At 73.4% G+C, this 21400-nt stretch carries 16 protein-coding genes; 10 read left to right on the top strand and 6 right to left on the bottom strand.

Annotated features, from left to right (window positions below; all coding sequences use genetic code 11):
• Positions 1–81 precede the first annotated feature (81 nt).
• Positions 82–690 (top strand): DoxX family protein, encoded by a 609-nt coding sequence (locus IF00_RS41270; RefSeq protein ID WP_078944704.1) that lies wholly within the window; start codon positions 82–84, stop codon positions 688–690.
• Between the two features lie 156 nt (positions 691–846).
• Here the strand turns inward: IF00_RS41270 and IF00_RS0115805 are convergent, their stop codons facing one another.
• The gene (locus IF00_RS0115805) at positions 847–2193 is read right to left on the bottom strand and encodes a PspC domain-containing protein (RefSeq protein ID WP_030318525.1); all 1347 of its coding nucleotides are present in this window, start codon (positions 2191–2193) and stop codon (positions 847–849) included.
• A 156-nt stretch (positions 2194–2349) separates the two neighbouring features.
• Between IF00_RS0115805 and IF00_RS0115800 the strand changes: the two genes are divergently transcribed.
• Together IF00_RS0115800 and IF00_RS0115795 are read left to right on the top strand one after the other, a co-directional pair.
• Positions 2350–3612 carry an ATP-binding protein gene (locus IF00_RS0115800; protein ID WP_030318523.1) on the top strand — a complete coding sequence of 421 codons (1263 nt, stop codon included), beginning with the start codon at positions 2350–2352 and terminating at the stop codon, positions 3610–3612.
• Complete coding sequence (locus IF00_RS0115795) at positions 3609–4322, top strand: LuxR C-terminal-related transcriptional regulator (protein ID WP_030318521.1); 714 nt, start codon at positions 3609–3611, stop codon at positions 4320–4322. The genes IF00_RS0115800 and IF00_RS0115795 overlap by 4 nt, the downstream gene beginning before the upstream one ends.
• Here the strand turns inward: IF00_RS0115795 and IF00_RS0115790 are convergent, their stop codons facing one another.
• Complete coding sequence (locus IF00_RS0115790) at positions 4323–5435, bottom strand: C40 family peptidase (protein WP_030318519.1); 1113 nt, start codon at positions 5433–5435, stop codon at positions 4323–4325.
• Between the two features lie 343 nt (positions 5436–5778).
• Here IF00_RS0115790 and IF00_RS0115785 point away from each other — a divergent pair, with 343 nt between their 5' ends.
• Together IF00_RS0115785 and pcrA are read left to right on the top strand one after the other, a co-directional pair.
• The gene (locus IF00_RS0115785; RefSeq protein ID WP_030318517.1) at positions 5779–6132 is read left to right on the top strand and encodes a hypothetical protein; all 354 of its coding nucleotides are present in this window, start codon (positions 5779–5781) and stop codon (positions 6130–6132) included.
• A 135-nt stretch (positions 6133–6267) separates the two neighbouring features.
• Positions 6268–8718: a DNA helicase PcrA gene (gene pcrA, locus IF00_RS0115780; protein ID WP_030318516.1), complete on the top strand. Its 2451-nt coding sequence runs from the start codon at positions 6268–6270 to the stop codon at positions 8716–8718.
• 78 nt (positions 8719–8796) lie between these two features.
• Here pcrA and IF00_RS0115775 read toward each other — a convergent pair whose 3' ends face one another.
• Both IF00_RS0115775 and IF00_RS0115770 read right to left on the bottom strand, forming a co-directional pair.
• Positions 8797–10488, bottom strand: a complete 1692-nt coding sequence (locus IF00_RS0115775) for a M23 family metallopeptidase (protein WP_030318513.1) — start codon at positions 10486–10488, stop codon at positions 8797–8799.
• A gap of 223 nt (positions 10489–10711) precedes the next feature.
• A complete protein-coding gene (locus IF00_RS0115770; RefSeq protein WP_030318511.1) occupies positions 10712–11500 on the bottom strand; it encodes an esterase/lipase family protein in 789 nt (262 codons plus the stop codon).
• Positions 11501–11803: 303 nt separating this feature from the next.
• Between IF00_RS0115770 and icmB the strand changes: the two genes are divergently transcribed.
• Positions 11804–12211 (top strand): coenzyme B12-dependent isobutyryl CoA mutase small subunit, encoded by a 408-nt coding sequence (gene icmB, locus IF00_RS0115765; RefSeq protein ID WP_030318509.1) that lies wholly within the window; start codon positions 11804–11806, stop codon positions 12209–12211.
• Positions 12212–12310: 99 nt separating this feature from the next.
• On the opposite strand, the gene IF00_RS0115760 is transcribed toward icmB, so the two are convergent.
• Positions 12311–13999 carry a DUF5691 domain-containing protein gene (locus IF00_RS0115760; RefSeq protein ID WP_030318507.1) on the bottom strand — a complete coding sequence of 563 codons (1689 nt, stop codon included), beginning with the start codon at positions 13997–13999 and terminating at the stop codon, positions 12311–12313.
• 38 nt (positions 14000–14037) lie between these two features.
• On the bottom strand, positions 14038–15384 hold the full coding sequence (locus IF00_RS0115755; RefSeq protein ID WP_030318506.1) for an SWIM zinc finger family protein: 1347 nt from the start codon (positions 15382–15384) through the stop codon (positions 14038–14040).
• A gap of 183 nt (positions 15385–15567) precedes the next feature.
• Between IF00_RS0115755 and IF00_RS0115750 the strand changes: the two genes are divergently transcribed.
• The 4 genes from IF00_RS0115750 (at position 15568) to IF00_RS0115735 (ending at position 20863) form a co-directional block, all read left to right on the top strand.
• Positions 15568–15981 (top strand): hypothetical protein, encoded by a 414-nt coding sequence (locus IF00_RS0115750; protein WP_030318504.1) that lies wholly within the window; start codon positions 15568–15570, stop codon positions 15979–15981.
• 159 nt (positions 15982–16140) lie between these two features.
• Complete coding sequence (locus IF00_RS0115745; protein ID WP_030318503.1) at positions 16141–17298, top strand: ATP-binding protein; 1158 nt, start codon at positions 16141–16143, stop codon at positions 17296–17298.
• Positions 17295–19655 carry a DUF5682 family protein gene (locus IF00_RS0115740; protein WP_078944701.1) on the top strand — a complete coding sequence of 787 codons (2361 nt, stop codon included), beginning with the start codon at positions 17295–17297 and terminating at the stop codon, positions 19653–19655. The genes IF00_RS0115745 and IF00_RS0115740 overlap by 4 nt, the downstream gene beginning before the upstream one ends.
• The gene (locus IF00_RS0115735) at positions 19652–20863 is read left to right on the top strand and encodes a VWA domain-containing protein (protein WP_030318499.1); all 1212 of its coding nucleotides are present in this window, start codon (positions 19652–19654) and stop codon (positions 20861–20863) included. Before IF00_RS0115740 ends, IF00_RS0115735 begins: the two co-directional genes overlap by 4 nt.
• Positions 20864–21400 lie beyond the last annotated feature (537 nt).

Genomic DNA, 21400 nt, shown 5'->3' with positions numbered 1-21400 from the left:
TCCTTCCCGTATCCCTTCACAGGCCGGGCGAGGAGAATCGTTCCGCGAACAGTCGAGCGGGGCGAGGAGAGGTGACCGACGATGACGGGACACGCGGACCGGGCGGACGGCGCGGCCGGCGGCACCGGTGACGCGGGCGGTACGAGCGGCCCGGACGGCACCCGGGGCACGGGCGACACGGGCGACACGGGCGGTGCGGGCCGCGCCGGTTTCGCCGCCGGGCTCGACCGCTGGAAGGCGCTCGGCTCCCGCTACGCCCTCGTCCCGCTCCGGATCTTCCTCGGCGTCACCTTCGTCTACGCCGCGTTCGACAAGCTCACCGACTCCGCCTTCTTCGCCGACTCCGGCACGGGGTCCATCGGCGAGATGATGACCGGCGTCCGCGACAGCTCGGCCATCCCCGCCCTGGTCGACCTCGCCCTCAAGAACCCCGCCGGCTTCGGCTACGCCATCGCCCTCGGGGAGCTCGCCGTCGGGATCGGGACCCTGGTGGGACTCTTCGCCCGCGTGGCGGCGCTCGGCGGCGCCCTGATCTCCCTGAGCCTCTGGCTGACCGTGAGCTGGCAGGTGAACCCGTACTACCTCGGCAACGACCTCGCCTATCTCATGGCCTGGCTGCCGCTGGTGCTGGCCGGGGCGTCGGTGCTGTCGCTCGACCGGCTCCTCGCCGAGCGGCGACGGACGCGGTAGACGATCCAGGTCACGAGACCGGCCGTGCCCAGGCCGCCGAAGAGGACCGGGAACACGACGTACCACGGGGTCGTCCAGGCCCCGGTGGCGTCGCCCGCGTAGAGCCCGGCCAGGGCGAGGGCGGTGAGGCCGGCGATCATCCTGCCGGGACGGAACTCATGAAGCAGCACGGGTGACCTCCACCTGTCCGATGCCGACCTCGAGAGAGAGGTCGAGGGTGCCCGCGGGGGTGGTCCCGGCCGGCGGGTTCAGGGTTCGCGTCACGTCGCGGTCCGGCGCGATGTCGATGTCGTTCGCCGGCTCGCCCGGCAGCTGCAGATCGCCGAGTCCCACCTGGGCGTGGAGCTTCACGACCGCGTTCTTCGGGACGATCACCGCGAGCCGGCCGGCGCCCACCTCGATCTCCGACGACACGGTGCTGCCCGCCGGGACCGCGAGCGTCGACAGATCGAGTGTGCCCACCCCGGTCCCCAGCTCGTAGCGCGGCTGCACGGCGGCGACCGACGCCGGTCTCCACGTCTCGCGGATCCACTCCGTGGTGATCTGTCCGGGCACCGCCGTGGTCAGGGAGAGCAGGCCCGCCGTGACCACGGTGAGGAAGATCGTGCCGAACCCGGTCCTGCCCAGGAAGCTGCTGACGACCAGACCGAGGCCGAACACCGCCAGGGCGGCGACCAGACCGGTCTGCAGGCTCGTGCCCAGCGGCTCGCTCTCCCAGGTCAGCGAGGTGCCGACGACCGCCGCGACCATGGCGAGGAGATAGACGAGACCGCCGATGGAGAACGGACTCCGCCGGATCGAGGGCTTCGGCCGGCCGGGCGCGGCGGGCCCGGCGTTCCACTGACCGCCCGGCTTCGGCACCTCGCCGTCCACCAGACCGTCCTGGTCGACGATGCCATGCGGTCCCCACAGGTAGCCGATGGCGATCTTGCCCGTCGAGCCGTCCTTGACGATCGGGTCCCGCCACCACGAGGGGAACTCGACGAGCGGCGGGGCCTTGGTCTCGGGCGGTGCCTCGGCGACCGGCCGGGAGGCGGTCGCCGCGTCCGCCCGTCCCTCCGCCTCCCCGGCACCGGCCTGCCGGTGGCGCGACCAGATCGCCGCCGACGACAGCGCGAACGCCACCAGGAGGGCGGAGCCCAGCATCGACCCGCTGTGCAGCATGGACAGGAAGACCCCGCAGCCCACCAGCGCCATCAATATGGCGGCCAGCGTGCTCCCGGAGACACGGCCGGTCAGCAGTCTGCGGCCCTCGTTCTCCTCCTCGCCGTCGAGCGGGACGAGCAGCCACGCGAAGCCGTAGAAGATCAGCCCGAGGCCCCCCGGCACCGAGAGGACACCGATGACGACCCGGAAGATCACCGGGTCCAGGTCGAAGTACCGGCCGAGGCCGCCGCAGACACCGCCCACGACCTTGCTGCCGCGCGAGCGCCGCAGAGGAGGGGCGGAGACGGCCTCCGCCGGCGGCGGGGCCTCGTGCTGCGAAGGCGTCGAACTCGTCATGCGTCCATGGTGACGGCCCGTGACGCCGAGCGGCACCGGGGCCGACCCTGGCCCGACCCTGATATTCGGCGCCCCGCAGCCCCCGAGTCGGTACCAGGGGCGATCTCAGGGCCGACCCTGATGTCCGGGGCGGGCCGAACGTGTGACGATCGGTGCATGTCCGCAGCCGCTCGTGTCACCGAGACCGACGAACCGCCCGTGCGCAGGCTCTACCGGAGCGCCGACGGGCGATGGCTCGGCGGTGTCACGCGCGGCCTCGCCGGCCACCTCGGGCTGCCGGTCGTCTGGGTCCGCATGGCGTTCGTGGTCATGTGCTTCCTCGACGGCCTCGGTCTCCTGATCTACGCGGCCTTCTGGATCGTCGTCCCGCTCGGCGTCGGCGGCAGGACCGCCCCGCGCCCCGTCTTCGAGACCACCCCCGACGGGCGCCGAAGACTCCGCAAGCCCGACCGGGGACAGCTCTTCGCCCTCCTCGTGCTCGCGATCGGCGCCGCGCTCCTCATCACGAACATCAGCGTCGACGGCGAGTCCGGCCGGTACGTCTGGCCCCTGCTCCTCGTCGGCGTCGGCGTCGCCCTGGTCTGGCGCCAGGCGGACAACGCCCGCCGGGCCAGCTGGACCGACCCCGGCCGCCGCACGCGCGCCCTCCAGCTCGCCCGCGGCCTCGTCGGCGTCGCCCTGGTCGGCACCGGCCTCGCCGTCTTCGTGGTGGTCCGCGGTTCGGTCGCCCAGCTCGGCACGGCCCTCACCGCCGCCGTCGCCGTCCTCACCGGCATAGCCCTGCTCTCCGGCCCCTGGCTGGTCCGGATGTCGCAGGACCTCACCGAGGAGCGGACCATGCGCATCCGCGCCCAGGAGCGCGCCGAGGTCGCGGCCCACGTCCACGACTCCGTGCTGCACACCCTCACGCTGATCCAGCGCAACGCCGAGGACGCGGGCGAGGTCCGGCGGCTGGCCCGCGCCCAGGAGCGGGAGCTGCGGAACTGGCTCTACAAGCCCGAGGGCACGGGCAGGGACGAGGAGCCCGAGACCCTCGCGGAGGCGGTGAAGAAGGCGGCGGCCGAGGTGGAGGACAAGCACGGGGTCCCGATCGAGGTGGTCGTCGTCGGCGACTGCCCGCTCGACGAAGGACTGGTCGCGCAGATGCAGGCCGCGCGCGAGGCGATGGTCAACGCCGCGAAGTACGGTGGCGAGGGAGGGGCCGTGCAGGTGTACGCGGAGGTCGAGGGGCGCACGGTGTTCGTCTCGGTCAGGGACCGGGGGCCGGGATTCGACCTGGACGCGGTTCCCGAGGACAGGATGGGCGTACGAGAATCGATCATCGGCCGGATGCAGCGCAACGGCGGTACGGCCCGGCTGCGGTCCGTGCCGGGCGGGGGCACCGAAGTGGAGCTTGAGATGGAGAGGGCGGACGGATGAGCGACGAGACCGGGGAAGCGACCGGAACCGAGGCGGGGGCGGGCACGGAGCGCCGGGTGCGGGTGGTACTCGTCGACGACCACCGGATGTTCCGTACGGGAGTCCAGGCCGAGATCGGGCGCACCGACGTCACCGGCGTCGAGGTGGTCGGCGAGGCCGCCGACGTCGACCAGGCCGTCACCGTCATCACGGCGACCCGCCCCGAGGTCGTCCTGCTGGACGTGCACCTTCCGGGCGGCGGCGGGGTCGAGGTGCTGCGGCGCTGCGCGAACCTGATGAGCGCGGCGGAGGACCCGGTGCGCTTCCTCGCCCTGTCCGTCTCGGACGCGGCCGAGGACGTCATCGGGGTGATCCGGGGCGGTGCCCGGGGCTATGTCACCAAGACCATCACCGGTACCGACCTGGTCGACTCGATCTTCCGGGTCCAGGAGGGCGACGCCGTCTTCTCGCCCCGGCTCGCCGGATTCGTCCTGGACGCCTTCGCGTCGACGGACGCGCCGCCGGTCGACGAGGACATGGACCGGCTGACCCAGCGGGAGCGGGAGGTGCTGCGGCTGATCGCCCGCGGATACGCGTACAAGGAGATCGCCAAGCAGCTCTACATCTCGGTGAAGACGGTCGAGTCGCACGTCTCGGCGGTGCTGCGCAAGCTCCAGCTGTCCAACCGGCATGAACTGACCCGCTGGGCCACCGCTCGCCGCCTGGTCTGATCAGCCCACCCGGGTCGCTCCCGCGAAGGGCATCTCGTCGATGGGGGCGACCCTGACGGGTGCGCCGGGGCGGGGGGCGTGGATCATCTGGCCGCCGCCGATGTAGAGCCCGACGTGGCTGATCCCCGAGTAGAAGAAGATCAGGTCGCCCGGCGCGAGCTGGGAGCGGGAGACGCGCCGGCCCGCGTTGATCTGGGTGTACGTGGTGCGCGGCAGCGAGACGCCGGCCGCGCGCCAGGCCGCCTGGGTGAGGCCCGAGCAGTCGTACGCCGAGGGGCCCGTCGCCCCCCACACGTACGGCTTGCCGAGCTGGGCGCGGGCGAAGGAGACGGCCTCGGCGGCCCGGCCGTTCGGCGCGGTCACCGGCCCGCGGTCGCCGCCCGAGGAGCGGTCGGCGCGCACGGGGGCGGCGGCCGACGTGTCCGTACCTCCGGTGCCGCCGTTCCCGGCCGAGGTGCCGGAGCCGTCGCGGCCCGCCTCGGCGGCCTCGTACCGGGCGCGTTCCTCCGCGGTCAGCCGGGCGAGCAGGGTCCGTGCCGCCTGGAGCCTGCCGAGGACGGCCGCCTTCTGCCGCCGCAGCTCCGTCTCGTGCTCGCGCAGCGCGTCCAGGTGTCCGGTCGACTCGGCGCGCAGCTGCCGGACGGCGGCGAGCTCGCGGCGGACGGCGCTGACGGCGGCCGCCTGCCGGTCCCCGGCCCGCTCGGCGAGCTCGGCCCGCTCCAGGTACTGGTCGGGGTTCGAGGTGAGGGCGAGCTGGACGGCGGGGTCGAGGCCACCGGACCGGTACTGGGCGGCGGCCATGGCCCCGAGTCCGTCGCGCGCGGTGTTGAGCCGCTGGGTCCTGCGGGCGGCCTCGTCGCGCAGCCGCTCGAACGCGGCGCGGGCCTCCTCCGCCTTCTCCTTCGCCCCGTTGTACCGCTCGGTCGCGACCTCGGCCTCCTCGTACAGCCGGTCGACCTTCGCCTTGACCTGGGCGGTGGTCGGACGGGGTTCGGCGTGCCCGGACCCCTCGAAGAGCGTCGCGGTCGCGGCGGAGGCGAGGGCGAGTGTGGCGGCGGTGCGGCCCGCCTGACCACCGAGGGGCGACTGCTTGGGTTTTCGGTGTGCTGCCACGAGGGCGGGTCACATCCTCTGCCTGGGGGAACCGGGCCCACCGGGCCGACGGCGGGCCGCACAGGGGAGACGGACCGCCGCCGGGTTTTCTCGGCGGGGGTGACCGACGACCGCCGGATCGCCGGCGGTGGTGGGGAGCCGGCCACCTGGTGAAGGACGCTAAACCTGGGGTCACGCCCGGGCGGCGGGATGACCGCTATTGGCGGCACTTGGCGGGTGGCGACCGATGTCTTTCGCCCGGGGCGCCGGGCCGAGGGCCATTCCGGCGGCCGCCCGACCGAAGCGACGGAGTGGGTGGACCCGGCTGGAAGGCGGTGCTATGCCCCCGGTTAGGCTCCGGCCCATGGACGTACTCATCAATGTCTTCGTCGCTCTGCACATCATCGGTATCGCCGCCCTGCTGGGCGGATTCCTCACCCAGATGAAGGCGATGGGGGCCGGTGCGGCCCGCTTCAGCCCCGCGATGCTGCACGGCGCGCTGACGATGCTCGTCACCGGCGTCGCGCTGGTCGGCCTGAACCAGGCGGACGACCAGAGCGTCAACAACCTCAAGATCGGCATCAAGCTCGGGATCCTCGTCGTGATCCTCGCCCTCGTCTACGTCAAGCGCGACGAGGAGCGGGTCGACAAGGGTATCTTCGCCGCCGTCGGCGGTCTGACCATGGCGAACATCTTCATCGCGACCCTCTGGACGTGACCCTCCGGACGTGACCCGGGGCCCCTCCGGGCAGCGGCCGACCGCACGGGTGTGACCGGTACCGCAGGCCGACGAGGAAGGCGGGTCCCGAAGGCGGGCACGGATGTCGGTGGGGCGTCCTAGACTCGTGAGGCGATGAGCAGCCTCTTTGACGACAGCTTCCTGGCCGGCCTCCAGAACCACTCCTCGGAGGAGCCCCCGCCCCACCCCGAGGAGCACGAGCACGGCTCCCCGGCCGGGGAGGACGTCCCGCACGACCTCTTCGGGGAGCACTTCGACGTGCCCCCGCCCGCCCGGGACACCCACTACCGCGACGGCGCCCCCCGCCCCGTCGTGGACACCGCCGCGCTCCTGGACGGGCTGAACGAGCAGCAGCGCGCCGCCGTCGTCCACACCGACACCCCGCTGCTCATCGTCGCCGGAGCAGGCTCGGGCAAGACCCGGGTGCTCACCCACCGCATCGCCCACCTGCTGGGCACGCGGCACGTGCACCCCGGCCAGATACTGGCGATCACCTTCACGAACAAGGCCGCCGGCGAGATGAAGGAGCGCGTCGAGCAGCTCGTCGGACCGCGCGCCAACGCGATGTGGGTCATGACCTTCCACAGCGCCTGCGTCCGCATCCTGCGCCGCGAGTCGAAGAAGCTCGGTTTCACGTCCTCCTTCTCGATCTACGACGCCGCCGACTCCAAGCGTCTGATGTCCCTGGTCTGCCGGGATCTGGACCTCGACCCGAAGAAGTTCCCGCCGAAGTCGTTCAGCGCCAAGATCTCGAACCTCAAGAACGAGCTGATCGACGAGGAGACCTTCGCCGACCAGGCCGTCGACGGCTTCGAGAAGACGCTGGCCGAGGCGTACCGGATGTACCAGGCGCGGCTGCGCGAGGCCAACGCCCTGGACTTCGACGACATCATCATGACGACGGTCCACCTGCTCCAGGCGTTCCCGGACGTCGCCGAGCACTACCGCCGCCGCTTCCGGCACGTCCTCGTCGACGAGTACCAGGACACCAACCACGCCCAGTACACCCTCGTGCGGGAGCTCGTCGGCGCCGGCTACGAGGACCTCGGCCCCGCCGAGCTGTGCGTCGTCGGTGACGCCGACCAGTCGATCTACGCCTTCCGCGGCGCCACCATCCGGAACATCCTCCAGTTCGAGGAGGACTACCCGGACGCGACCACGATCCTCCTGGAGCAGAACTACCGCTCCACGCAGACGATCCTCTCCGCCGCGAACGCCGTCATCGAGCGCAACGAGTCCCGCCGCCCCAAGAACCTCTGGACGAACGCCGGCGCGGGCGCGCAGATCACCGGCTATGTCGCCGACACCGAGCACGACGAGGCGCAGTTCGTCGCCGACGAGATCGACCGGCTCACGGACACCGGCGAGGCCAAGGCAGGGGACGTCGCCGTCTTCTACCGGACCAACGCCCAGTCCCGTGTCTTCGAAGAGATCTTCATCCGCGTCGGACTGCCCTACAAGGTCGTCGGCGGCGTGCGCTTCTACGAGCGCAAGGAGGTCCGGGACGTCCTCGCGTACCTCCGCGTCCTCGCCAACCCCGAGGACAACGTCCCGCTGCGCCGCATCCTCAACGTCCCCAAGCGGGGCATCGGCGAGCGCGCCGAGGCGATGATCGACGCCCTCTCGCTGCGCGAGAAGATCACCTTCCCGCAGGCCCTCAAGCGGGTCGACGAGGCGTACGGCATGGCCGCGCGCTCCGCGAACGCCGTGAAGCGCTTCAACGCGCTGATGGACGAGCTGCGCACCGTCGTCGAGTCCGGCGCCGGCCCCGCCGTCGTCCTGGAGGCCGTCCTGGAGCGCACGGGCTACCTCGCCGAGCTCCAGGCCTCGACCGACCCGCAGGACGAGACCCGGATCGAGAACCTCCAGGAACTCGCCGCCGTGGCCCTGGAGTTCGAGCAGGAGCGCGGCGAGGAGCCCGCCACTCTCGCCGAGTTCCTGGAGAAGGTCGCGCTCGTCGCCGACTCCGACCAGATCCCGGACGAGGACGAGGAGGGCCGGGGCGTCATCACCCTGATGACGCTGCACACCGCCAAGGGCCTGGAATTCCCCGTGGTGTTCCTGACGGGCATGGAGGACGGCGTCTTCCCGCACATGCGCGCCCTCGGCCAGGCGAAGGAACTGGAGGAGGAGCGGCGCCTCGCGTATGTGGGCATCACGCGCGCGCGGGAGCGGCTCTACCTGACGCGCTCGTCGATGCGCAGCGCCTGGGGCCAGCCTTCGTACAACCCCGCCTCGCGCTTCCTGGAGGAGATCCCGCCCGCGTACCTGGAGTGGAAGCGGACCGGCCCGATGGTGAAGCCGGCCGGGCCGACCTCGGGGATCACCTCCTCGCTCTCCTCCTCCCGCTCGCGGTCCGGCCCCTCGGGCTTCGCGACCCGGCGTGCGGGGGAGAAGCCGGTGATCTCGCTCCAGGTCGGCGACCGGGTCACGCACGACCAGTTCGGCCTCGGCACGGTCATGACGGTGACCGGCGCGGGCGCGGACGCCCAGGCGACGATCGACTTCGGCGACGAGAAGCCGAAGCGGCTGCTGCTGCGGTACGCGCCGGTCGAGAAGCTGTAGCGGCGGAGACGGCGTACGAGAGCGGGCCCCGGCCGGGAAGCCGGGGCCCGCTCTCGTACGTGAGGCGTGCGGGGTGGGTCAGCTGGTCGGGTCGAGACCGTGGCTGCGCAGCCAGGCCAGCGGGTCGATCGCGTAGCCGCCGCCCGGCCGGACCTCGAAGTGCAGGTGCGGGCCGGTGGAGTTGCCGGTGTCACCGGAGTACGCGATGACGTCGCCGGCCTTCACCTGGCCGTAGCGGATCTTGGCGCTGCTGAGGTGGCAGTACCAGGTCTCGGTGCCGTCGGGCGCGGTCACGATCACCATGTTGCCGTAGGCGCTGTTGATCTGGGTGCGGACGGTGCCGTCCGTCGCGGCCATCACGGGCGTGCCGGTCTGCACGGGGAAGTCGATGCCGGTGTGCACGGACATCCAGTTGACGCCGGACTGGCCGAAGCGCGCGCTGAGCCGGTGGAGCTCCACCGGCAGCATGAACTTGGGACGCAGCGCCTCCTTGCGGGCCGCCTCCTCCTCGCGCTTCTTCTTGTCGGCCGCCTGGCGCGCCTTGAGGTCGATGCGCTCCTGGGTGCGGCTGGCGCGGTCGCCGAAGTCGCGGGCGTCGGCGCTGAGCGCGGCGAGCTGCGTGTCGAGCGCGTTGTTGGCGGCGACCTGCTTCACGGACGCCGGGTCGGCGGCGGCGAGCGCGGTCGTGTCCTCCTTCTTCGCGCCGTCGGTGCCGGCTCCGGTGAGCCCGCCGACGGAGGCGGCGGCGATGCCGGCGACTCCCATGACGCAGGCGGAGGGAACGGCGACGGTCAGCAGCGCGGAGCGCTTGGCGGGAGTACGGCGGCGGCCGCGGCTTCCGTTGGAGGAGCGGCGCACGGGGCGGCCGGCGAGGGGGGAGTCCGTACGGACCTCGACGGCGGGCTGGTCGTCGAAGCCGGCGGGGTCGGCGTCGTGGGCCTCGCGGGCCTCGTGACGGTCGCCGTCGTCCGCGTGGTCGTCGAGTTCGGCCCGGTCGTGGGCGGGCTCGGTGTCGTCGAGGTCCGCGCGGTCCTCGGCGGTGCCCGCCTCGGCCTCGGGGAGGTACTCGAACGCGAACTCCGCGGTGTGCTCGGGGCCCGGCGTGTACTGCTGGGGGACGACCGGTTCGGCTTCCGGGGCCGCCTGGTTCCACGCGGTGGCGTCGTAGGCGCCGGTGTCGGTCGCGAAGGCGGGGGCGGCCCACTGGCCGGTCGCGTCGTAGGACTCGTATCCGTACGCCCCCTGGGCGGCGTAGGCGCCCGCGTGGAGGGTCTCGTACTGGCCGGTGTGCTGGGCCTCGGTCCAGGCGGAGGCGTCCCACTGGCCGGTGGTGTCGTACGCGGGGTTGGTGCCGTGCTGGGTGGCCGTCGTGTCGTACTGCCCGGTCGTCGTCTCGTACTGACCGGTGGTGGTCCCGTAGGTGCCGGTGGTGTCGTAGGCGCCGGTGGTGTTCCACTGCCCGGTGGTGTCCCACTGACCGGTCGTGTCGTACTGGCCGGTGGCCTCGTACGACCCGGTGGGAGCGGCGTACTGCCCCGTCATGTCGTACTGGCCGGTCGTGTCGTACTGCGTGGCGTCGTACTGCCCGGTCGTTCCGTACTGCTCCGCCGTCCCGTACGTGCCGGTGACGTCGTATCCGCCGAGGGTCCACTGTCCGCTCTGGTCCGCCCCGCCGTCGCCGTAGGCGCCGAAGAGAGGGTCGGTGGCGAAACTGCCGGTGGGGTGGGCGCCGTCTCCGACGTACCCGGCGTGGGGGTGCTGGTCGTTCACCAACGTCTCTCTCGCCTCGGCAGCAGGACCAGTCCGGGGCGGGCCCGACGAGGGGTGTCCCGGGGGTAAGCAGTGGCGCGACTGTACCCGGCGGTATGCGCAGCCGACAATCTTCGGCGGTGTTCGAGGCCGTAGGAAACGGGCAATCGGCCGTGTTTCGCCAGCTCACGGAGAGAGCTTTGGCCTTGTGTTCGAGGAACGTTCGAAGAACGGTGTCGGAGTGTCACGCCACGGACGTGGCGCCCGGCTCCTCCTCACGCGCTCCCGGGGCCTCGGGACCGTCCGTGTCGAGGGCCTCCCGGACCCCGGTGGCCACCGTGGGGTGAACCGTCAGCGCGAGATGACCGATCCCGCTGACCCGCACGTTGTGCACGAGCAGGTCGGGGTGGTCGAGCCGCGCCGTCTCCACCGGAACCATGATCTGGTCCAGATCGCTCCAGAAACTCACGAACCGGGTCCGGCAGCCGGGCGACGGTCCGGCGAGCTCCCGCAGCACCTCCGAACCGGGCCGCATCTGCCGCACCAGCGGATGCGCGTCGGCGAGCGGGGCCACGCTCGTGCCGGAGTGAGGGGTGCCCAGCGTGACCAGGGTGTGTACCCCGCTGTCACCGCCGAGCCGCTGTACGTAATAACGGGCGATGAGCCCGCCCAGGCTGTGCCCGACGATGTCGACCTCGGCGTGTCCCGTCCGGGCGCGGATCTCGTCCACCCGGCGGCCGAGCAGCTCGGCGGCGGCCCGCAGGTCGCACGTGAGAGGTGAGTAATTGAGGGACTCGACGCAGTCACGGCCGTTCCGGGTGAGGGAGCGGCGCAGGACGACGAAGACCGAGCGGTTGTCGACGAAACCGTGCAGCAGGACGACCGGGCGCCGGCCGGGGGTGACCGACGGGGGAGGGGTGGGCGCGAGGCGCTCGGCCACGATCCCGGAGGGGTAGAGGACGAGATGCCCGGTGAGGATCGCGAGCTCCAGGGCGGTGGCCTTCATCAGGGCGGTGACCTTGGTGAACTCCATGGACGACCTCCCGTACGGCACGCGGGGCCGAACGGTACGCCGGTCCGCCGCGCCTCCGTGCCGCACGGACGGCGGCACGGAGGCGCGGCGACCTCGTCGCGGCTCCCTTCGCGACCGTGCCCCGCTTGCGGCTGGTGGGCCCAGGAGGAGGGCCCGAAAGCGGGGTACGACGCAGAGCGAACATGTCCCACGTGTGATTTCCCCCTCGCTCGCCGTCGCGAAACAGGCGGGTGCGGGATGCTGGGGATAACGTTCGTTCACGTCCCCGGCAAAGGCGCGCGGGGGTCGCATGTGGAGGCAGTGATGGGTGTGACCGGTCCGATCCGCGTGGTGGTTGCCAAGCCGGGTCTCGACGGCCACGATCGCGGGGCCAAGGTGATCGCACGGGCACTCCGCGACGCCGGTATGGAGGTCATCTACACCGGCCTCCACCAGACGCCCGAGCAGATCGTCGACACCGCGATCCAGGAGGACGCCGACGCGATCGGCCTGTCGATCCTCTCGGGCGCGCACAACACGCTGTTCGTGAAGGTCCTGGAGCTCCTCAAGGACCGTGACGCCGAGGACATCAAGGTCTTCGGCGGCGGCATCATCCCCGAAGGGGACATCGCGCCGCTGAAGGAGAAGGGCGTGGCGGAGATCTTCACGCCGGGCGCGACGACCGCCTCCATCGTCGACTGGGTGAACGCGAACGTCCGCGTCGCCGCGTAATCCGTTTCGGCGATACGCGCCTCAGGCTTCGAAGGGCCCTTCCGTACGGGAGGGCCCTTCGGCTTGCCGGGATCCGTGGGCATGCCGGGTCCTCGCGTTCTACCGAGCCGGTGCCGTGAGTTCGGCTCTCATCGCCTCGCGCAACCGCAGCGTGGAGACCAGGCGCTGGAACGCCTCGGACCAATAGCCGCCCGCACCGGGGGAGATGTCCTCCGCCTCCTCGGGCCGGGCCGTCAGGGACTCCAGCTGCCGGGCCGCCTCCGGGGCGAGGCAGCGCTCCGCCAGCCCCATCACCCCGCTGAAGCTCCACGGGTAACTGCCCGCCTCCCGCGCGATGTCGAGAGCGTCGATCACCGCCCCGCCGAGCGGCTCCGCCCACGGCACCTCGCAGACACCGAGCAGCTGGAACGCCTCCGACAAGCCGTGGGCGGCGATGAACGACCCGACCCAGCAAGCCCGTTCCTCCGGCGGCAGCGTCGACAGGAGCTGGGCCCGCTCGGCCAGCGACGACGTGCCGGGGCCCGTCGCGGGCGGGGTGGCCGGAGAGCCGAGCAGGGCACGCGACCAGGCCGCGTCCCGCTGCCGTACGGCCGCCCGGCACCAGGCCGCGTGCAGCTCGGCCTGCCAGTCGTCGGCGACCGGCAGCGCCACGATCTCCTCCGGGGCGCGCCCCCCGAACCTCGGCGGCCAGCAGGACAGCGGTGCGGCCTCGACGAGCTGGCCCAGCCACCAGGACCGCTCGCCCCGTCCGGCGGGCGGCGTCGCCGCGAGGCCGTCCCGCTGCATGGCCGAGTCGCACTCGTGCGGGGCCTCCACGGTGATCGTGGGCGACTCCGCCGTCCGGTCGAGACCGACGCAGGTGACCGCGCGGCCCGCCATCCGGCCCGCGAGCGCCGAGGCAGGCAGGGCCGAGAGCAGTTCGGCGGCGGTCGCGCGGACGTTGCGGCTGCGGTCACCGAGGGCCTCCTCCAGGAACTCCTCGTCCGTGCCGGACAGGCCGGTCCGCAGCGAGTCGAGGAACATCAGGCGGTCCTCCGCCCGTTCGGCGGACCAGGTGGACGCGAGGAGGGTGAGACCGGCCGCCGGATCCTCCGTCCGTACGGCGCCGAGCAGGGCGACCCGCTCGGCGAACAGGCCCTCGTCCCACAGGGCGCGCACACCGTCCTGGTCCCCCGGGTCCGGGAGGGAGCTGCCCGCGCCCGCGCCGCGCAGGGCGAACCGCCACTCGGGTTTGAGCCGGGCCAGCCACAGGCCGCGCGGCCCGGCGAGCCGAAGGGCCTGGGGCCGCAGGTCGGTGCGGGCCCGGGCCGCGTCGAGGAGGGCCGGCAGGGCGGCGGCCGGTGCCTGGTACCCGCGCTCGTTGGCGAGGGCAAGCCACTGGGGGAGGAGTTCGGTCAGGTCGGGCGCGGCCCCGCGCCGTCCGGCGGGCGAGGGCGCGGTGCGGCCGGCGAGCAGCTGGTCGAGCCGCCGCCGCGCTGCCCCGGGCAGGGGCAGGCGGTGGTCCTCGGGTGCGGGCTCCGGTGGCGGCGCGGCGGGCCCGGGCCGCAGTCCCGCCCTGCGCCGTACGGTGTGCAGCGCGGCCGCGTCGAGCAGGGCGCCCGGCAGATCGGTGCCCGGTAGGCCGGCGAGCCGGGCGGGCACCCGGCGGTCCGTACCGAGCAGGGCCGAGGTGACGAGCTCCTCCCAGACGCCGTCCTCTCCGCCTTCGGTCCCGCGGGCGTGGTCATCACGGACGCCGTCCTCCGTGAGAGGAGCGCCGGCCGTGGGGATCGTCGTGTCCGTCTCCATCGGGTTCCTCCGGTCGGACGGTGTTCCGTGGGCGGGGGTCATATGAGAGGGACCGTTTCTCCCGGGGTCTGCGGGGACCAGGCGGCGAGCGGGGTGAAGCCCCGGTGCCCGCACTCCCCGAAGACGGTCACCGGGGCCCCGCCGGACAGGGCGACCAGGCGCCAGAGCCCGGGACGGGACTGGGCGGCGGGGGTCAGTGGCAGCGCCTCCCGGCCGTCCGCGTCGGCGAGCTGCCAGCCGTACTCCGCGCGCGCGGGGACGACCCCGCTCAACGTCACGGGCCAGGAGTCCAGCCACGGATCCTCGCGCAGCGCCCGGCCGTACGCGTCGAGGGCCGCGCCCACCGGTCCGCCCGGCGGCGCGGCGGCGGGGCCCTCGACCGGGACGAACTGCTCGCCGGGCTCCGCGCGCAGTTGGCCGGAGCCCGCGTGCGGGGTCAGCTCGCCGTCGAGCACCGCGCCCACGGGGAGCGCCAGTCGGGGAGCCCGCCCCGCCGCGCCGAAGGACAGCAGGAGCGCCGTGCGCCCGCTCGCCGCGCCGTGCAGCCAGATGCGCCGGGTGGTCAGCCGGGCGTCGGCCGCGTCGTACTGCGCGAGTACGAGCCAGTGGTCGCGCACCGGGACGCCGTCGACCGGGGCGGGGAGACCGACCCGGGTCCGTACGGTCGTCGCGAACGGCGCGGGCAGCCGGTCGGCGGTGAGCCAGGCACGGTCGAGGAGGTGGGCCAGCGCGCACTCCTCCAGGAGTCGCACCGGCCAGCCGGGCCCCGAGCCCGGTATCGCCCCCAACTCCCTGACCCGGCCCGCGAGTCCCGGCGCCTGTGCGTCGACCATCCGGGCCGCCGTCTCCTCCCACAGCCCGTACCCCCGCTGCTCGGCCGCCGCCAGGCCGCCGCGCAGCAGGTCGGCGAGCCGCTGCTCCAACTCCTCGGCGCCCGAGGTGATCCGGGCGGCTCTGCGCTCGGCCCTGCGGCGCGCCGCCTCGGGATCCGCCGGGCCGTCGGCGTCGCCGCCCCCCGTCTGCCGGGCCGCGCTCCCGGCCCGTGCGCGGCGCGCCGCGAGCCACCGCCCGGCCCAGTCGGGCGCGGCGGTCTCCTCGCTCTCCGTACCGTCCGAGGCCTGGAGCAGCAGCAGGCCGAGCGCGTGCTTGCACGGGAACTTACGGCTGGGGCACTCGCACAGGTATGCGGGCCCCGTCGTGTCGACCACCGTCCGGTACGGCACGCGGCCGCTGCCCTTGCAGAGGCCCCAGACCGCGCCCTCGCCGCTGCCTCTGCCCGACCACGGTCCGGCCGTGCCGAGCTTGCTTCCCGCTCTGCGCGAGGCGTCGTCAGGAGCCAGTGCCAGCACCTGCTCAGCCGTCCAGCGCACCCCCATGGCATTCATGTCCTCGACGGTAGAGGCCGCCACTGACAACGCCTGAGGTCCGGGAGTCCGTGCTCGGGAGGAGGTCGGGAAGGGGCCGGGAGGAAGTCGGGAGGAGGCCGGGAGGGGAAGCCGCTTTACCCTTCCTTTACCATTCTCCTGGCGGGATCAACCGACTCGCCCGAACGTCCAGGGGGAACCCGTATGAAGCGCACCGCCCGCACCGCCGTCTCGGCCCTCGCCGTCGCCGGCCTCGCCCTCGGCCTCGGCGCCTGTTCCGAGGCTGCCGAGAAGGCCGTCGACCAGGTCGACAAGTCCGTGACCGAGACCTACGAGGTCACGTACGAGGTCACCGGCACGGGCATCGAGTCCATCGACTACCACGCGGGCGACGGCACCGCGATGGCGCCGAAGATCGAGTCGGAGAAGAAGCCGGCCACGCCGTGGAAGAAGACCGTGAAGCTGAAGGGCATCATGCCGCCGGCCGTCATGCCGGTCTCGCTCACCCCCGCCGACCTCACCTGCAAGGTCGTCTACCAGGGCAAGGTCATCAAGGAGGCCAAGGCCGAGCAGGCCATGGCCGGTGGCTGTGTCGCCGTCTCCCCGGTCGTCGGCTGACCCGGCGGGCCGGCTTTCGGACCGGCCTTCCCGGGCTGACCCTCCCTCAGCCCTCCGTCGACCCCCCCCAACAGCCCCTGACCAGCGGTGACATCCGATTGTCAGTGGCATGGTGCACGGTGGATCCCACAGCAGATCGAACGATCTGGAGGGGGATCCATGCCCGTGCCCGAAACCATCGCGCAGCCCCGTTCCGGTGTCGAGACGGACACCGGACCGGGAAGGCCGCAGACCGTGACCGAGGTCCTGCGGCCGCACGCCGAGCACGCCTTCGCCGACGAACTCGCCGCGCTCGCCGCCGCCGACGACCGGCCCCGACCCGCCCGCTGGCGCCTCTCGCCGTGGGCCGTCTCCACCTATCTCCTCGGCGGCACCCTCCCCGACGGGACGGTGATCACGCCCAAGTACGTGGGCCCGCGCCGCATCGTCGAGGTCGCCGTCACCACCCTCGCCACCGACCGGGCACTGCTCCTGCTCGGCGTGCCCGGGACCGCCAAGACCTGGGTCTCCGAGCACCTCGCCGCCGCCGTCAGCGGCGACTCGACCCTCCTCGTCCAGGGCACCGCCGGCACCCCCGAGGAGGCCATCAGGTACGGCTGGAACTACGCCCGGCTGCTCGCCCACGGCCCCAGCAGGGACGCCCTCGTGCCCAGCCCCGTGATGCGGGCGATGGCGCAGGGCATGACCGCGCGCGTGGAGGAACTCACCCGTATCCCCGCCGACGTGCAGGACACGCTCATCACGATCCTGTCCGAGAAGACCCTCCCTCTCCCCGAGCTCGGCCAGGAGGTGCAGGCCGTCCCCGGCTTCAACCTGATCGCCACGGCCAACGACCGGGACCGGGGCGTCAACGAACTCTCCAGTGCGCTGCGCCGCCGCTTCAACACGGTGGTCCTGCCCCTGCCCGCGACCCCCGAGGCCGAGGTCGACATCGTCGCCCGTCGTGTCGAGCAGCTCGGGCGCTCCCTGGCCCTGCCGTCCGTCCCGGACGGCGTCGACGAGATCCGCCGGGTCGTCACCGTCTTCCGCGAACTGCGGGACGGCGTCACCACCGACGGCCGGACGCGGGTCAAGTCCCCCTCGGGGACGCTCTCCACGGCCGAGGCGATCTCCGTCGTCACCGGCGGCCTGGCGCTCGCCGCCCACTTCGGTGACGGGGTCCTGCGCCCGGCGGACATCGCGGCGGGCATCCTCGGCGCCGTCGTCCGCGACCCGGCGGCCGACCGGGTCGTCTGGCAGGAGTACCTGGAGACGGTGATCAGGGAGAGAGACGGCTGGAAGGACTTCTACCGCGCCTGCCGCGAGGTGAGCGGATGACATCCGCCTCCACGGCCGGGGCCACCTCCACTGCCAGCTCCACTCCCACTCCCACTCCCACTCCCCGTTCCCCTTCCAACTCCTCGCCCGGCCACGGCCTTCCCGGCGGGCCGCTCGTGCTCGGGGTGCGGCACCACGGGCCAGGGTCCGCGCGGGGAGTGCGGGCCGCGCTGGAGGCGGCGGAGCCCGCCGTCGTGCTCGTCGAAGGCCCCGCCGAGGCCGACGCGCTCGTGGAGCTCGCCGGGGACCCCGACATGCGGCCGCCGGTCGCGCTGCTCGCCCACGCCGTGGACGACCCGGGGCGGGCCTCGTTCTGGCCGATGGCCGCGTTCTCGCCCGAGTGGGTCGCGATCCGCTGGGCCCTCGACCGGGGCGCCGCCGTCCGGTTCATCGACCTGCCCGCCGCGCACAGCCTGGCCGCCGCCGACCCCACCTGGGACGACGGGGAGGAAGAGGTCTCCGGCAGCGGCCTGCGGATCGACCCGGTCGCCGAACTCGCCCGGGTCGCCGGGTACGAGGACGCCGAGCGCTGGTGGGAGGACGTCGTCGAACTGCGCGGCGACGACGACCCCATCGCCCCCTTCCAGGCCCTCGCCGAGGCGATGGGCGCGCTCCGCGAGGCGTACGGCCACGGCGGGCATCCCCGTGACCTCGTCCGCGAGGCCCATATGCGGATCCGGCTGCGCGCCGCCCGCAAGGAGTTCGGCGACGCCGTCGCCGTCGTCTGCGGCGCCTGGCACGTCCCCGCCCTCACCCGGAAGACCACCGTCGCCGCCGACCGGGCCCTGCTCAAGGGGCTGCCCAAGGTGAAGACCGAGACGACCTGGGTCCCCTGGACCCACCGCAGGCTCGCCCGCCGCTCGGGATACGGCGCGGGGATCGAGGCGCCCGGCTGGTACGCACATCTCTTCGCCGCCCCCGACCGGCCCGTCGAGCGGTGGATGACCAAGGTCGCAGGACTCCTCAGGGCCGAGGACCACCTCGTCTCCTCCGCCCACGTCATCGAGGCCGTCCGGCTCGCCGAGACCCTCGCCGCCCTGCGCGGCCGCCCGCTGCCCGGCCTCGACGAGACGACCGACGCCGTCCGCGCCGTGCTCTGCGAGGGCTCCGACGTGCCGCTCGACCTCGTCCGGGACCGCCTCGTCGTCGGCGACGTCCTCGGAGGGGTCCCGGCCGGCGCCCCCGCCGTGCCCCTCCAGCGCGATCTGGCCCGCCGTCAGCGCACCCTGCGCCTCAAGCCCGAGGCCACCGAGCGCGAGCTCGATCTCGACCTCCGCAAGGACACGGACGGGGAGCGCAGCCGGCTGCTGCACCGGCTGCGCCTCCTCGGCGTCGGCTGGGGCGAGCCGGCCACCGGCCGGTCCGGCACCGGCACCTTCCGGGAGGCCTGGCGGCTGTGCTGGGAGCCAGAGCTGCACGTCCAGGTCGCCGAGGCCGGCGTCTGGGGCACCACCGTCGAGTCCGCCGCCACGGCCCGGGCCAGGTCCCGGGCCCTGGGGTCCGAGGCCCTCGCCGACATCACGGCCCTCGCCGAGCAGTGCCTGCTCGCCGGACTCACCGACGCGCTCCCCGTCGTCATGCGGGCGCTCGCCGACCGGGCCGCGCTCGACACCGACGTCGCCCATCTCGCCCAGGCCCTCCCCGCCCTCGCCCGCTCCCTGCGCTACGGCGATGTCCGGGGCACCGAGACGGCGGCGCTCGCCGAGGTGGCCGCCGGCCTCGCCGAACGGATCTGCGTCGGCCTGCCGCCCGCCTGCGCGGGACTCGACACCGACGCGGCCGCCGCCATGCGCGAGCGGATCGACGAGGTGCACCAGGCGCTCGCACTGCTCCCCGGGGCGGACGGACTGGCCGACCGCTGGGCCGGCGTCCTGCGCAGGCTCGCCGACCGCGACCGGATCCCGGGCATCCTCAGGGGACGCGCCGCCCGGCTCCTCCTGGACGAGGGCCGGATCGCCGAGGACGAGGCCGCCCTCCTCATGAGCCGCGCCCTCTCGCCCGGCACTCCGCCGTCCGACGCCGCCGCCTGGATCGACGGCTTCGTCGGCGGGGCCTCGGGCGGCGGACTGCTCCTGGTCCACGACGAGCGCCTCCTCGGACTGGTCGACGACTGGCTGACGGGCGTTCCGGCGGAGGCGTTCACGGATGTCCTGCCGCTGCTGCGGCGCACCTTCTCCGGATACGAACCGGGTGTACGCCGCTCCCTCGGCGAGCTGGTCGCTCGCGGCTCGCGGGCCGGCGGCCCGGGGCGCGCCACCCCCGGCGTCCCCGGCTTCGCGCCCACCCCCGACCGGGACCGGGCGGACGCCGTCCTGCCCCTCCTCCATCTCGTCCTCGGCACGGAGGCCCTCGTATGAGCACCGGCACGACCACCGACGTGACCACCGGCCCGGCCGGCGACACGAAGACGGGGGCGGCGGCGGACGACGAGCGGCTGCGCCGCTGGCGGCTCGTCCTCGGCGGCGCGGAGGCGGACGGCACCGGCCGCACGCTCACCGGCACCGACGCCGCCATGGACGGAGCCCTCACCGCCCTCTACGGCCGCAGGAACCAGGGCGGCGACCGCACCGGACGGGACCGCTCGGCCGGCCTCGGGGCCTCCGCGCCCTCCGTCGCCCGCTGGCTCGGCGACATCCGCACCTACTTCCCCAGCTCCGTCGTCCAGGTCATGCAGCGCGACGCGATCGACCGCCTCGGCCTCGCCACCCTGCTCCTGGAGCCGGAGATGCTGGAGGCCGTCGAGGCGGACGTCCATCTCGTCGGCACCCTCCTCTCCCTCCACAAGGCCATGCCCGAGACGACCAGGGAGACCGCGCGGGCTGTCGTGCGCAAGGTCGTCGACGACCTGGAGAAGCGCCTCGCCACCCGCACCCGGGCGACCCTCACCGGCGCCCTCGACCGCTCCGCCCGGATCAGCCGCCCCCGCCACCGGGACATCGACTGGGACCGGACGATCCGCGCCAACCTCAAGAACTATCTGCCCGAGCACAGCACGGTGGTTCCCGAGCGGCTGATCGGCCACGGGCGTGCCTCGCAGGCGATACGGAAGGAGGTCGTGCTCTGCATCGACCAGTCGGGCTCCATGGCCGCCTCCGTCGTCTACGCCTCCGTCTTCGGGGCCGTACTCGCCTCCATGCGGTCGATCGCCACCCGGCTCGTCGTCTTCGACACCACCGTCGTGGACCTGACCGACCGGCTCGACGACCCCGTCGACGTCCTCTTCGGCACCCAGCTCGGCGGCGGCACCGACATCAACCGCGCCCTCGCCCACTGCCAGTCGAAGATCACCCGCCCCGCCGACACCGTCGTCGTCCTCATCAGCGATCTGTACGAGGGAGGCATCCGCGACGAGATGCTGAAGCGGGTCGCGGCGATGAAGGCCTCCGGCGTGCAGTTCGTCGCCCTGCTCGCCCTCTCGGACGAGGGCGCCCCGGCGTACGACCGCGACCACGCGGCGGCGCTCGCCGCGCTCGGCGCCCCGGCCTTCGCCTGCACCCCCGACCTGTTCCCGGAGATCATGGCCGCCGCTCTGGAGAAGCGCCCGCTGCCGATACCCGCGGCCTGACCGGCTCCACGCCCGGGCCCCCCACGCCCGGCCCCGCGTCCGGGCCCCTCACGCCCGGCCCCGCGTCCGGGCCCGCCACGCCCGGCCACGCGCCCGGACCCCACACGACCGGGCCGCACGCGCTCTGCCCGACGCGCCCGGCCGGCTGCTCCCCGGCCCCGGCGCTCCCGTCCGGCCAGGTGGCGCGGATACGGAATTCGTCGTCGCCGGACCACCCGCACGGGTGCTCCGGGCCTCACTGAGTCCCATATCACATACGTCTCGAAACAGCCCTCACCCACACGCCCGGCGCGTCGTGAGGGGCCGGGAGGCCAGGCCCCGCCTGCCGCGCACCGTGCACACCGCCCCTCCGCACCCCCCGCGCCCGACCCCGTGGCCCCTACACCCTGTGACCTGTATCACCGCTCTGTTGTGATCTGCGATTTAGGGACCCACGGCCCTCGGCGATAACCTGCGAGACGGACATGCCGCGTCCACGGTCACCGTGTGCGCCTCCCTTGTGACAGTGCAGTCACGTTGCCCTTCGCGGCACGCCCA

The organism is Streptomyces flavochromogenes (genome assembly GCF_000717595.1).
GTDB classification, from domain to species: Bacteria; Actinomycetota; Actinomycetes; order Streptomycetales; family Streptomycetaceae; genus Streptomyces; species Streptomyces flavochromogenes.
This window is presented reverse-complemented; position numbering and strand designations above follow the sequence as displayed.